Raw genomic sequence first — 13471 nt, forward strand, 5'->3', positions numbered from 1 at the left:
AGTCCGGTCTGGCGCAGTGCTGCGTTCACGCGCCGCTCCCCGAGACGGGGACCGGCACGGTGGGGGCGGTGGCGCCGCTCGTCGCGTAGGTGCGCTCGATGGCGGCCCGGGCGGCCGGCGGCAGCCGGTCCAGCATGCCCAGCACCCGTTCCCGCCGCCGGGCGACGGCACGTCGCTGGGGGAGTCCGGGGGAGGGCTCCAACTGGGGCACGATCTCCCGGGGTTGCTCCGGACCGCGGGTGGCGGCGGCCTCGGCGGCGAGCGTGGCGGCGTCCTTCTCCTCGGACATGCCGATCGGACCCTCACGGCGTCCGCGCAGGAACTGCGCCACCACCGGTTCCTCGCTGGTGAGAAGCACTTCGCGGGGGCCGAACGTGACCAGCTCGCGCCGGAAGAGCATCCCCATGTTGTCGGGCACGGTCGCGGCGATGTCGAGGTTGTGGGTGACGATCAGCATCGTCGCGTCGATCTGCGCGTTCAGGTCGATCAGCAGCTGCGACAGATAGGCGGTGCGGACCGGGTCGAGGCCGGAGTCGGGTTCGTCGCACAGGATGATCTGCGGGTCGAGCACCAGTGCGCGGGCGAGTCCCGCGCGCTTGCGCATGCCGCCACTGATCTCGCCGGGCAGCTTGCCCTCGGCGCCCAGCAGGCCCACCACCTCGATCCGCTCCATGACGATGCGGCGGATCTCGGACTCCTTCTTGCGCGTGTGTTCGCGCAGCGGAAAGGCAATGTTGTCGAACAACGACATGGAGCCGAACAGTGCGCCGTCCTGGAACATGAGCCCGAACATTTTCCGGGTTTCGTAAATCTCGTGTTCGGGGCTGTTCGCCATGTCCACTCCGTCGATGAGGACACGGCCGCTATCCGGTTTGAGCAGTCCTATGAGCGACTTCAGGAAAACGGTCTTTCCGGTGCCGGACGGACCGAGCATGACACTCACTTCCCCAGCAGGCAAAGTCAGTGTCACGTCCTGCCAGATGTTCTGCCGACCGAAGGACTTGGTCAGTCCCTCGACCACGACTTCGATGCCCATTTCACCTCCAGCAGGCGCAGGTCGCGTGTGCACCGTGTGGCGCACGCTAGGTGGTTCTGTCGTTCGTTGACAATGGGTAGGGAGCCCGCTCTCGGGGGTGCTCCTCGACTTTGTCACCGCGGAGACAAAAACCGGATCGGAACTTGTCTGCGCGGAGACAGCAGGGCCTCGCACCTCCGGGGGGTCGGCTGTACGAGGCCCTGCTGACGGGGATCCGGTCCCGAAGGAGGGTGGGGCCGGAACTGCCCGTCACGGGTCCGGCCGGCAGGGGGCGCCGACCTGGACCGTAGCTGCGCATCGGAACATTACGGCTCAGTAACCTGGCCGGGCAATACCAGTCGCCGAGTTTTTGGAACGACCGGCTTCGGCCAAACCCGTTGTGTGTGCCAGGAGACAAAAGACGGCCGGAACTTTGTCACTCGGTGCTTAATCCAGGGTTCCTGCGCACTTGGGACGGACTGTGCGGGGCTGATGTGGAGCTGCTCGGCCAACCAGTCGGGTCCGGTGCGGATTTGGCATCGGATGACTAAGGCCGAGAGTGGACCGCTCACCTGGGAAACAGTCCCGTAAGCAGCGAAAAGAATCATGGTCTGTGCCATTGTTCTGCGATGTTTCTCACGAGTAACGTCGGAGCGCGGTCGAGGAATCCAGAGCCGCGGGAGCCAGTAGCCCGTAAATTTCTGTCGGGTGATGTGCACCCTCTTCCGGTCAATCCACAAGGAGCGTCCGAGAGTTATGAAGAAAACCCTCAAGAGAACCGCCGTCATCGCCGGTGGGGCCGCTGCCGCCTTCGGTCTGGCCATCGGCCCGTCGTCGGCCGTGCCGTCCACCGTCTGGACCGTCAACCCGACGCCGTCCAGCTTCACGGCCACCAACAGCGGCAACATCGTGCTGACGGCCAACATCCCGATGACGTGTACGACGTCCTCCGCCTCCGGCACGATGGCGAGCGCCACCGGCAACCCCGCGACGGTCGCCAGCATCTCCGCCATCAACTTCGGTACCAGTGCCGCGCCCTGCACCAGCGTCCTCGGCAACGTGACGACCGTGGCCTCCACCCCGTGGACCGTCGTCGCCCAGGACTACACCGCCGCGACCGGCGTGACCAAGGGGTACATCGGCAACGTCAACGCGACCATCACCGTCGGCGCCTGTGTGTTCAAGGTCGCCGGCAAGGCGTCCGCCACCTACACCAACTCGACCGGCATCCTCGCGGTCAACAGTGTCTCCGGTGAGCTGACGGTCACCACGGCGTCCGGGTGCGGTTCGGTCGTCACCACCTCGACCAAGCCCACCTTCAAGGGCAACTACGCCGTGAAGGTCGCCAACACGACCACCATCCCGACCATCAAGGGCTCCAACCCGTAGGTCGTTCAGTGCCCGGATGCGCCCGACCGGACCACCGGTCGGGCGCATCCGGGTCGTCGGCCCGCACGACCCCGTACGACGCACGACCCCGTACGACGCACGACCCCGTACGACCGCACGCCCCTGATCCGACCGAGCGGAGCCACGTGATGAGACTGCACCTGACGGTGGGCGCGACCCGGCCGGGCACCCGTGGCCGCAACGCCACGATCGCCGCGTTCGTCGTCCTCGCCGCCATGGTGCCCGCCGGGGCCGTCGTCGCGGCCGACCAGTCGGTCGACGTCTCGCTGCCCTACACCTGCACCCTGCCGTCCGGAGAAGTGGACGCGGCCGTGCGCGTCTCCGCGTCGCTGCCCGCCCGGGTCGAGGTGGGAGAGGCCATCCGGGCGACGGACGTGGAGACCTCCGTCGAACTGTCCGAGGAGGCGGTGAAGAAGCTCACCGAGAAGGAGGGCGGCGCCGTCTCGGCCGCCACCCGTCTCACGGTGGACGTGGCGCAGGGCGACTCCACCGCGCAAGCGCTGTGGCGCGGCTCCGCGAACCCGCAACCGGTTCCGGCGACCGGACCGCTGACGCTGACCACCACGGGGGACGTCCCCACGGTCACCGGTCAGGACGACGGCGACCTGACCTTCACCGCGGGGGCCCTCGGCGTGGACCTGGCGCTGACCGGGACCACGCCGGACAGCGACCCGGCGCCGCTCACCCTGGAATGCACGCCCGGCAAGGACGCCGCCGCTCTGCTGGCCACCGTCGGGGTCGGGGACGACCCGGGCGGACCGGACGGCTCACCGACCGCCTCGTCCACCGCCTCGCCCTCCGGCACGCCGGGCCGGGACGAGGGGACCACCGGGGACGGCCAGGACAAGGACGCCCCGGAGGTCGCGGACCGGCCGGCCGCCGAGGCCGACGCCCGCCCGGCGGCGCCACCGTGCAAGTACGACGACGGCTACCCCGCCGGTCCGATGTCGCTGAACGCCTACGTCGCCGGGTACGCCAACGTACGCAAGCAGAACGCCGCGGCGCTCATCCCGCCGTTCTGCACCATGCTCGAACAGGGATCGCCCGAGTTCGAGCCGTACCCGGACTGGAGCGGCGGCGTCATCCGCCAGCACTCCACCGGTGACCTGTACAACAACGGCCGCAAGGAGAGCATGCCGTTCAAGGCGACCTTCCTGACCTTCCGCTTCATGCCGGCCGAGGCGACGATGGTGCTGGAACAGGCCGGACCGCTGACGGTCGACTCGCTCGGTGCCACCGACTTCGTCTTCACCAGCACCGACACGTACATCCGGGTGCCGCTCGTGCTACGGGTGATCAAACTGGAGGTCGACGGCACGCCGCTGAACGTCGGCCCGACGTGCCGCACCAGCGGTTCGCTGAAGTCGCCCGAGCCCGACAGCGCCAAGTTCCCCGGGGACCATCTCGTCCTGCACGGGCGTGGCGAGCAGAACTCCGGTGAGCCGGCGACCGGTTACCAGCTGCTCTCCGGCGGACCGCTGACCGGGGAGGTCACCATCCCCGCCTTCCGCGGATGCAGCAACGCCGGAGAGAACCTCGACCGCCTCTTCACGGCAGCCGTCTCCGGATCCGGCAACTACATCAAGCAGATGCAGGGCCAGACCTGCTACGCCGTCGCCGAGGTGCCGAACCCCGACGAGTGCACCGAGGACCGCCAACCCCTGAAGGTCCCCGTACCCGAACGCTGAACCGCACCCGAACGCCGAACCGCACCCGAACGCTGAACCGCACCCGGACGCCGAACCGCACCCGAACCGTTCGACGACCCCCGCACCCACCCTCCCGTCACGAAAGGCACTTCATGACACGCCTGCGTCTCTCCGCCCGATCCGCCACCGTCGTCACCGCGCTGACCACCGCGGTCGGCGCCTTCGCCGCGGTCGGCACGGCCACCGCGGCCACCGCTCAGCTGAACGGCGAATGGGCACCCTTCACCCGGTGTCCCGTCGACGCCCCCGCACTGGTCGCCGCCGACGGCCTGGAGCGGACCCCGCAGTGCGTGGTGTCCTCCTCCGCCAGCGGTTCCATCAAGCTGGGCAACACCACCGTGACCACGGGCCGCACCAACCTGCAGATGGGCGTCGTCCAGAACTCCGACGGCAGCAGCACCGTGGTGGCACCGTCCGGCGGCGCGCTCATCGCCGACTCCGCGACCGTGCCCGGCGGACTGCTCGGCCTGATGTGCCCCAGCAACGTGCCCGCGGTCACGGCGATCTGCAACCAGCTCAGCAACTCGACCCTCAACAAGATCACGGCGACCGTGGAGTCCGTCGGGACGCCCTCCGACTTCAACCAGAGTGCCGGCGCCCTGACCGACCTGCCCATCGTCTCGATCCCGGTCCGCATCCACCTGGAGAACCCGTTCCTGGGCAGCAAGTGCTACATCGGCACGGCGTCCAAGCCGGTCGTGCTCCGCCCGAGCAACGTGAACTACCCCGACTTCTCGCTGACCTTCTTCGACGGGGCCGGCAACCTGAACGACGAGGGCGCGATGAGCCGCGTCAACCTCGTGGGTGCCACCCAGAAGGACAGCACGTTCGCCGTCCCCGGCGCCAGCGGCTGCGGACTCGGACTGTTCGGCCTGATCGACGCCGCGGTGAACCTGAAGACGGGCCTGCCGTCCGCCGCCGGCAAGAACAGCCTGACGCTCAACAACACCACGACGTCCCTCGCCGCCCTCGGAGCACCGGGCACCTTCGCACCGAACGCGGGCAGGGAACTCTCGAAGAACTGGCACAGCGCCGTCAGGTAATGGCCGTGTGGCGGCTGTTCTGAGCCACCTCGGCAGCACACAGTCGCCTCAGCAGACCAATCGGTGCCCAAAGTGTGTACGTGCTACGGAAGTTGAACTACTTTCAACTGTCGAGGACGTCATGCGTCCCTCGTCCGGCCCGGACGCCGAACCCGCCCGTTCGGGGCCTCGGTGTCCGTGCTGGCGATCTCCCCCGGGGCAAGCAGAGAGCGAGGGACCACGGATGCCTTCACCCGCACGTACACCGGAAGTCGGTGAGCCGCTCGACCCACTGCCCACCGGGTTCGCCGCCCTGATGCGACCGGAGTTACCCAGTCTCGTCAAGGAGATCTGGGCCGAGGTCACCCGCGCCTATCCGGTGTACGGCCGCCTCCTCGACGGACCGAACGCGGACACGGTCCGGCAGGGCGTGGAACAGGCCCTCACGGCGTTCGTCGACCGGGTCGCCGAACCCGGCAAGCCCTCCACGCTCCGTGACGCGCTGCTGCGCAGGTTCGGCCGGGTGGAGGCGTACGAGGGACGCGACCTGGAGTCCCTGCACGGCGCGTACCGGCTGGGAGCCCGCATCGCCCTGCGGCGCGCGCAGTCGGTGGGCCGCCAGTACAGCCTCTCGCCCACGCTCATCCTCGCCTTCGCCGACGCCCTCTTCGCCTACGTGGAGGAGCTGGCGGAGGTGACCCGCGAGGGATACAGCGAGGTGCAGGCCCGCGGCACCTCCGAAGTGACCATGCTGAGAAGGCAGTTGCTCCATCTGATTCTCGCGGCGCCGCCGCTGCCGCAGCCCACCGTCACGGACCTGTGCGAGGCCGCCGCGTGGCCCCTGCCGACCGAGTGCACCCTGGTCGTGTTCCGCTCGGCCGTGCCCGACCCCGTCGAGGCGGCCGGGCTCGACGGTGACGTGCTCACGGAACTCGACGCCCCGCATCCGCACCTGCTGGTCCCCGGTCCACTGACCCCCGATCGCCAGGCCATGCTCGGCCGGGCACTGAGCGGCACCCGTGCCGTCGTCGGTCTGACGCTGCCGACGGCACAGGCGGCCGACTCCTTCCGCTGGGCCCGCCGAGTCCTCCAGCTCATCGACGACGGCATCGTCCCCGACGCCCCCGTCGTCCGCTGCGAGGACCACCTCACCACCCTCTGGCTGCTCTCGGACCCGCCGTTGGTGCGCCAGGTCGCCGACCGCGAACTGGCCCCGCTGGCCGGTCTGCCGGCCAGCCGGCGCGAGCGGCTGGTGGAGACGCTCCGGGTGCACATCTCGACCCGGGCGCCGGCCGAACAGGTCGGTGACATGCTCGGGGTGCACGCCCAGACGGTCCGCTACCGTCTGCGCAGCCTCGACGCCCGCCTGGGCGACCGCCTCACCGACCCGGATCACCGCTTCGCACTGGAAGCGGCCCTGCGCTCGCTGCACCTCCAGGACGACGCGGGTACGTGCCCGTGACGCCGGCGGGCAACCACGCTCACAGCCGCTTGGCGCTGCGCAGCGTCTTGGCGTAGTAGCCGTTGCCGTCCAGCCGGGAGACCCCGCCGACGTCGCCGATGGTCGGGCCGTTGACCTCCTCGCGGCTGGAGACGAAGATCAGGTGGCCCTCGGTGTCGTAGCCGAGCACCAGGCCGACGTGGTCGAGCCGGTCCTTCGTGCGGGTGTCCAGTTTGAAGAAGACGAGGTCGCCGGGCTGGAGCTGGTCGATGGCGGACGGCCGGTCGTCGGCCGTCACCCCGGTCAGCGGGAGCACGTCGACGCCCTCGTCGGAGCGGGCCATGCCGTTGGCGGTGCGCGGCAGTCCGTCGCCGGAGGTGTCCGAGGACATCAGCGGGTAGCGGGTGCGGTAGCCGAGCACCATCCGTATGAATCCCGAGCAGTCCAGGGACTTGGCACGCAGGGGCTCGGGGGTGCCGGTCTGTCCGTCCCTGAAGGGGTAGGGCCGGCCGAGGTAGTCGTAGAAGTCGGACTGCTCCAGGCGCAGGTCGCCGCCCTCGGCGCCGGTGGTGTTGAGCGGTCCGAAGTTGGCGTCACCGGCGTAGGCGGTGCCCTGCCCGTCCTTCTTCTGCGGGGCGCCGGACACGTACTGGAAGGCGATGGCGAAGAGGTCGTCCTCCTTGCTGTCCCGGTACTCGGCGTACCAGTCGGTGAACCACTTCTCCTTCTCGGCCCCCTTCTTCCAGGACTTGGGCATCAGCCGCACCCAGTCCGTGGAGGAGACCTTGGAGGAGGTCGAGGCCGGTTCGGCGAAGGTGCGGGCCCGGCCGGTGAGTGTGGCCAGGCGCGCCCCGTCGGTGAACACCGCCCTGATCTGGCCGTCGGAGCCGCGCAGCACCGAGCGCGCGGGGTTCTCCAGCCGGGACCACTTGGCCTCGCCCTTGTCGTCGGAGGCGGAGCCGGAGGCCGCGCCGCCGTCCAGGACGCCGACGTTGCGCACATCCGTCACCCCGGGCACCTCCTGCTTGCGCAGTTCCAGGGTGAGGTAGCCGGAGGTCGCGACGAGCCCCAGCACCACCAGACCCGAGAGGACGGGCCGCGACTTCTTCTTCCCTGCCATCGGTTACTCCTCGGTCGTTCTGGGGCGGCTTGTCAGACGGTGGGCATGATGCCGAGCAGCAGCCCGGCGGCGACGACGATGTAGGCCATGAGCGAGACCGTGCCGGTCGCCAGTAGCGTGGCGCCCTTGGGCTGGCGCACCATCTGGTAGGCGATCAGGCCGGGCACGATGAAGCCGAGGGTCTGGTTGCCGTAGAGCAGCGGGAACTCCAGCGAGAGCAGGATCATCACCGTGCCCTGGAGCAGCACGCCGAGCAGCACCACCGAGGCGAACAGCCGCTTGCCGTAGAGGATCACGAGCCGCTGCATGATCTTGGTGCCGCCGTAGGTGAGGGCGGTGACGCCGACCACCATGGCCGCCCGCTGGACGTCCTCGATCAGCGTCAGGGCGAGCCAGCCCGGAGTGATCATGCCGCCGGGCGAGAGGTTGGTGGTGAGGTAGCACAGCAGCGAGAAGAACAGCCCTATCGCGATACCCAGGGCGGCCATCTCGGGGGTCAGTGCGGCGGTGGTCAACGGGGTCTCCGGGCGTCGTCGTGCGGCTCGTCGTAGGGCGGCGGCCAGGTCTGGGCGGATTCGTACGGCTGCTGCCGCGGCGCGTCGGCGTACTGCTCGTGGGGCTCGTAGCGCTCCTGTCGCGCGTACTGCTCCTGCTGTGCGTACTGCTGGTGGGGCTCGTACCGTTCCTGCTGCGCGTACTGCTCGTCGGGCTCGTACCGCTGCGGGTACGGCGGTGACGGCCGGGCCGGGATGCGGACCACCGGGATCTCCTGGGTCCGCGAAGCCTGGTAGCGCTCCTCGTACGCAGGGGGGTACGAGGCGAACGGGTCGAGGCGGGGCGACTGCGCCGGGGCCGCCGCGGCGACGGGGCCCGGCGTCTCCTCGTCCGCTTCGCTCTCGTCGGCGGGGAGTTCGGCGAGGTACTCCAGCAGCTCCTCGCCCTGGCCGTGGATGTTGCCGATGGCCACCAGGGAGGAGCCGTCGGACATGCGGCCGAGCAGGGCCGGCATGAACTCCTCGGCGGACCGCTTCTCGCCGCCCAGGTCGACCGCCCGGTCCCGCCACTCGGCGGGGATGGCGTCGATGGCGCTCTTCGCGGGGTGCCCGATGACGAAGACGTGGTCGGGCTGGAGATCGGGGATGATCTCGCCCATCTGCCCGTTGCGCTCCACGCGGTCGGGGCGGCAGTTGATCACTACGTTCAGGGGGCGCCGGATCGCGCCCAGGTCGAGCAGCTGGTTGATGTTCATCAGCGTCGACTCGGGGTCGTTGGCCGCGAAGACGTTGGCGAAGGCGAGCCGGTTGCCGCCCGAGGCCGCGTAGCGCTCCACGGAGAGCACGCCCGGGTCCGGCGGCGCGTCGTACATGCCCTGGAGGGCGACCTCGCGCCGCACGCCGAGCAGGTCGGCGACGACCAGGGCGATCGCCACGTTCTCCTTGAAGGTGAACCAGCTGAAGCCGCGCAGTTCCTCGTCGCTGACGGTCTCCGGGTCGGCGTAGACCAACTGGCAGTTCCGGGCGTCCGCCTCCTCCTGGAGGATGTGGAAGCGCTCCTTCTCGGCGGTGACGCAGATGCCGTCCTGGGGCATCGAGCGGCACAGTGACCGGGCCACGTCGTCCAGGGTGGGGCCCATCTCGGCGAGGTGGTCCTCACGGACGTTGCACAGCACGCCGATGGTGGAGCGGATCAGCTTGCTCTGGTTGACCTCCTGGAGGGCCGGCATCACGGCCATGCACTCGATGACGAGGGCGTCGGGCCGGTACGTGGCGGCCCGCCGGACGATGCCGATCTGCTCCACCACGTTGGCGATGCCGAACTTGCGGTAGACCGGCTCCTCGGTGGCGTCGGGGTGGATGAAGCGGGCCGCCGTCCCGGTCGTCTTGGCGACGGTGATCAGGTCACCGCCGCGCAGCGCGCCCGCGCAGAGCCGGGTGATGGAGGACTTGCCGCGGATGCCGTTGACGAGCACCCGCGAAGGGATGGTGTGCAGCGCGGCGTAGTGCCGACGCTGCTCCACGATGCCCGCGACGAACAGGAACAGACAGCCGATCAACAGGACGAAGTAGAGATAGAGCACGCTTGGTCACCTTCCTCCGGCGCCGGGCCGGGACTCGGCGGGCCGGCGCGCCTGGTTCTGCCGGCGGGCCTGCAACTGCTGGCGGATCAGTTCGAGGCTGCGGACGACGGCGCCGACCTCGTCCTGGTAGCGGGGGTAGTGCACGGTCTTGAGGTCGCCGTCGGCGAGCTTCTCGGCGTCCTGTGCGAGGGCCCGCAGGGGCCGTACGACGACGAGGTGGATCCAGCCCAGGCAGACCACGATCAGGGCGAGGCCGAGCAGACCCGCGAGCACGCTGCGGTCCTCGCGCTCGTAGGCGGTGATCTCGAAGTGGTCGGCGTTCTGCCAGCTCACGACGGTCCAGCCGAGGCCGGAGGCGACGCCGCCGCCGGTGAACGGCGCCGCGGCGGCCACGGTGACGGCGCCCCCGCCGCGGATGAGCAGACCGTTCTCCACGGGCCCGGCGCCCACCCGCACGTTGCCGGCGCGCACCAGGTCGGGCAGCGCGTCGTTCGGCAGCCCCTCGAAGGCGCGGAAACCGTCGCTGGCGGCGAGGGTCCGCACGTCGGCGTCCACGATCCGGACCTCGCCGAGGCCGGGCCGCTTCAGCAGCGAGTTGAGGAACTCCACCCGCACCTCGCCGACGAGGGTGGTGCCCTCGTGCTCCGGCACCGGCGCCCCGGTCTGGACGACGGGCTTCTTCCCACCCCTGCCGGAGACGCGGACGAGTGTCCGGTCCTTCTTCGCGCGCCACGCGTGGGGGCCGGCACCGGCCCGGGCGACGACGTCGCCGTCCTCACCGACGACATACAGCGCCTGGTAGCGGGTGTGCTCGCGCAGGGCGTCCTTCAGCACGGCCTCGGTGGCGGCGGGCTCGTCGATGTCGATCAGGTGTGCGGTGGAGACGAGGTCGGCCTGGGCCTCGTTCAGCGCCCGGCGGGCCCGGTCGGCGACCAGGTCGGTGCGGTCGCGCTGGTCGTTGACCATGGGGGCGGGGATGCTGACGGTCCCGTCCGTGCGGTTGAGCAGGAACCCCACGGGGACGCACCACAGCAGCAGGAGCACCGCCGTCAGCACCAGCGGTCCGCGCGCACCGCCCCGGAACCTGCCGGCCGGGCGGGCACCGGCGGCACCGTCCGGGGCGTGCGCGCCGCCGAGCTGGCCGCGGGTGCGCTCCAGCGCGGAGCCGATGCGGGCGGCCTCCCCCCAGCGGGGCACCGCGACGGGCCTGACCAGGTCGCCGCGGGCGAGACGGCGGGATTCCAGGAACAGTTTGAGCAGCGGACGCTGCACGGTCATCCACAGCACGGCGACCGCGAGCAGTCCGAGCAGCACCAGGGCGCCCGCCGCCAGCAGGCCGAAGAGCTGCCGGCTGCCCTCGGTGACGGTCTGCTGCTGGACCACGGGAAGCATGGCGACGACCGTCAGGCCGAGGCCGGCGGCGACACTCTCCCCGTCCTCCGGGTCGGACGCGGCGAGGGAGGCGTACCCGGCGGTCGCGACACGGCCGTTGTAGTCGTCGCCCAGCAGGGTTCCGCTGACGCCGGGATAGCCGCGGGAACCGGGCTCCCGCGCGCTGACGGGGTTCTGCTCGGTCGCCTCGGCGGCCCGGTCGGACAGCCGCGTCATCTGCTTCTGCAGGAAGGTGAGTTCCTCGCGCTCCGCGTCCGAGTTGAGTGCCTCGGACTGCTCGAAGCCGGCGGTGGCGAGGACCTCGCCGCCCCGCGCGACGACGGCCATGCTCCGGAACGGGCCCAGGTTGATGGAGGGCACCGAGAGGCTGTTGGAGGCGATCAGCAGTTGCTGCGCCCCCTTCTTCCCGCCCAGCACGGCCATCGTCATCAGGCGCACGTCGCCGGTCTCCAGGCGCACCATGCGCGGGGTGAGCGCCCGGTCACCGGTGAGGACGTCCTTGTCCAGCCAGCCGAGCGGGATGCGCTCCCCGCGGGCGGCGAGCACCTTGCCGCTCTCCAGGTCCAGCACCGTGGTGCCGGTCCACTTCTGGTACGCCTTGCTCAGGTCCGACAGGACGCGCTCGGGGTCCGCCGGCCTGCCCGTGCTCAGCGCGGTGGCGGTGCGTTCGAGGTCCGTGACCCGCTCGTCGATCGAGGCGCGCAGGGCGATGGCGCCGTCCTGGGCGAAGTACTGCTGCGAGGAGAGCACCGCCTTCGGCACGACCGGTTCCGCGTCCGGCCCCAGCACCTTGGCCGTGAGGGCCGCGAGGGCGAGGACCAGCACGCACAGCAGCGCGATCGGCGGCCGGATTCCGCCCAGCAGCGGCATGTCCGCGCGTCTGCGGCTGCGCCGCCGCCCTTTCGGCACGAGGGGCGCGGCAGGAGTCGATGTCACCGGTCTTCTTCCTTAGTCGCTGCGGGTGCTCAGCGCCCGAAGGAAGCACCGCCGTCGCGCGGCAGCATGACGCCGTCACAGAAAAGACTGATAAACGCCGACAAGGTTGTATCCGTCGGCGCACAGGGGTGTGTGGCCCTGGTCACCTTTCCGGCGAGGAGAGCCGCTTCAGGCCGTCACCGCCCGGCGCTCCCCGGTTGTAGAGGAAGCCGCGCGTGCGGTCCTCGGCCAGGCGGTAGCGGGCGATCCGGTCGTCGGACAGCCCCTCCGGGTTCTCCAGCGCCTGCTGGACGTCCACCACCCGCAGGTCCTCGACCGACCCCTCGGCCGCCTTCTCCCCGGCCTCGGTCTCGGGCGGGATGTCCACCAGCGTGGTGCGGTAGCGGGCGGAGACGTCCCAGCCGTCGGCGGTCTCGTGGAACTCGAACCAGCCGATGGCCCCCTCCTCGGTGAGACCGGTCGGCGAGGAGTGCCGGGCCACCTGGTTGCCGAGGCTGTAGGCGACCCACGTGCCGTTGACCTTCTGGATCGGCTGCACCACGTGGGAGTGGTGCCCGATCACCAGGTCGACCCCGGTCTCCTCGGTGATCCGCTCGGCCATGTCCAGCTGCGGGACGCTCGGTTCGTTGTAGTGCTCCAGGCCCCAGTGCAGGGAGAGGATCACCACCTCGGCGCCCTTGTCGCGGGCCCGCTTCTCGGCCTTCTTCACCTCACCCGTGCTGGAACGGTTGAAGGCCCAGCTCTCCTTCTCGGGTGTGGGGTTGAGGAAGGACTCCCAGGAGTAGGCGAGGTGGGCGACCTTGACGCCCTTGACGTCGCGGATGTTGATCTGCTCCGCTTCCTTCGGCGTCCGCGCCGACCCGGTGTGCCCGAGGCCCACCTCGTCCATGGCGTTCAGCGTGCGCCGTACCGCGGTCAGTCCGTGGTCGAAGGTGTGATTGGAGGCCGTCGAGCAGGTGTCGTACCCCACGTCCTTCAGGGTGGTCAGGATCTGCGGCGGAACCAGGAACTCCGGGTATCCCTCGAAGGGTCCCTTCGGCTTCCCGACCGGTGTCTCCATGTGACAGATCGCCAGGTCGGCCTTGCTGATCACGGGCTTCACCCCGGCGAGCAGCGGCCCGAAGTCCAGTCCGGCCTCTCCGTGCCCGCTCTCCTCGGCATCCTTGGCGGCCTGCTCGACCAGCTCGGGATGGATGAGGACATCCCCGGCGGCGGCGACGGTGAAACTGCGGCCGCCGGCCTTGGTGTGGGGCTGCGCGTCCTCGGAACCGCACGACACGGTCAGGCCGACGGCAGTCGCCAGTAACGCCAGCGAACGGCCCATACGGAGAGACTTACGGAATGTCACC

10 protein-coding genes are annotated in these 13471 nt (G+C 70.1%); 4 read left to right on the top strand and 6 right to left on the bottom strand.

Annotation, left to right across the window (positions count from 1 at the left end):
• Positions 1 to 25 precede the first annotated feature (25 nt).
• On the bottom strand, positions 26 to 1036 hold the full coding sequence (locus ACFYP4_RS01275) for an ATP-binding cassette domain-containing protein (protein ID WP_358850429.1): 1011 nt from the start codon (positions 1034 to 1036) through the stop codon (positions 26 to 28).
• A 735-nt stretch (positions 1037 to 1771) separates the two neighbouring features.
• Between ACFYP4_RS01275 and ACFYP4_RS01280 the strand changes: the two genes are divergently transcribed.
• The 4 genes from ACFYP4_RS01280 to ACFYP4_RS01295 all read left to right on the top strand — a co-directional run bounded on the left by ACFYP4_RS01280 (position 1772) and on the right by ACFYP4_RS01295 (position 6618).
• The gene (locus ACFYP4_RS01280; RefSeq protein WP_358850428.1) at positions 1772 to 2404 is read left to right on the top strand and encodes a hypothetical protein; all 633 of its coding nucleotides are present in this window, start codon (positions 1772 to 1774) and stop codon (positions 2402 to 2404) included.
• Between the two features lie 149 nt (positions 2405 to 2553).
• A complete protein-coding gene (locus ACFYP4_RS01285; protein ID WP_388781570.1) occupies positions 2554 to 4113 on the top strand; it encodes a DUF6801 domain-containing protein in 1560 nt (519 codons plus the stop codon).
• A 113-nt stretch (positions 4114 to 4226) separates the two neighbouring features.
• Positions 4227 to 5177, top strand: a complete 951-nt coding sequence (locus tag ACFYP4_RS01290; protein WP_358850426.1) for a hypothetical protein — start codon at positions 4227 to 4229, stop codon at positions 5175 to 5177.
• Positions 5178 to 5400: 223 nt separating this feature from the next.
• Positions 5401 to 6618: a helix-turn-helix domain-containing protein gene (locus ACFYP4_RS01295; RefSeq protein WP_388781573.1), complete on the top strand. Its 1218-nt coding sequence runs from the start codon at positions 5401 to 5403 to the stop codon at positions 6616 to 6618.
• Positions 6619 to 6637: 19 nt separating this feature from the next.
• On the opposite strand, the gene ACFYP4_RS01300 is transcribed toward ACFYP4_RS01295, so the two are convergent.
• The 5 genes from ACFYP4_RS01300 to ACFYP4_RS01320 all read right to left on the bottom strand — a co-directional run bounded on the left by ACFYP4_RS01300 (position 6638) and on the right by ACFYP4_RS01320 (position 13446).
• Positions 6638 to 7717, bottom strand: coding sequence for an NlpC/P60 family protein (locus ACFYP4_RS01300; RefSeq protein WP_358850424.1), 1080 nt, complete (start codon positions 7715 to 7717; stop codon positions 6638 to 6640).
• Positions 7718 to 7749: 32 nt separating this feature from the next.
• Positions 7750 to 8232: a poly-gamma-glutamate biosynthesis protein PgsC/CapC gene (locus ACFYP4_RS01305; RefSeq protein ID WP_358850423.1), complete on the bottom strand. Its 483-nt coding sequence runs from the start codon at positions 8230 to 8232 to the stop codon at positions 7750 to 7752.
• Complete coding sequence (gene pgsB, locus ACFYP4_RS01310; RefSeq protein ID WP_358850422.1) at positions 8229 to 9794, bottom strand: poly-gamma-glutamate synthase PgsB; 1566 nt, start codon at positions 9792 to 9794, stop codon at positions 8229 to 8231. Before pgsB ends, ACFYP4_RS01305 begins: the two co-directional genes overlap by 4 nt.
• A gap of 6 nt (positions 9795 to 9800) precedes the next feature.
• Complete coding sequence (locus ACFYP4_RS01315; RefSeq protein WP_388782657.1) at positions 9801 to 12056, bottom strand: HAMP domain-containing protein; 2256 nt, start codon at positions 12054 to 12056, stop codon at positions 9801 to 9803.
• Between the two features lie 208 nt (positions 12057 to 12264).
• Positions 12265 to 13446 carry a CapA family protein gene (locus ACFYP4_RS01320; protein ID WP_358850421.1) on the bottom strand — a complete coding sequence of 394 codons (1182 nt, stop codon included), beginning with the start codon at positions 13444 to 13446 and terminating at the stop codon, positions 12265 to 12267.
• Between the last annotated feature and the right edge of the window lie 25 nt (positions 13447 to 13471).

This window comes from Streptomyces sp. NPDC005551 (genome assembly GCF_042871785.1).
Taxonomy (GTDB): Bacteria; Actinomycetota; Actinomycetes; order Streptomycetales; family Streptomycetaceae; genus Streptomyces.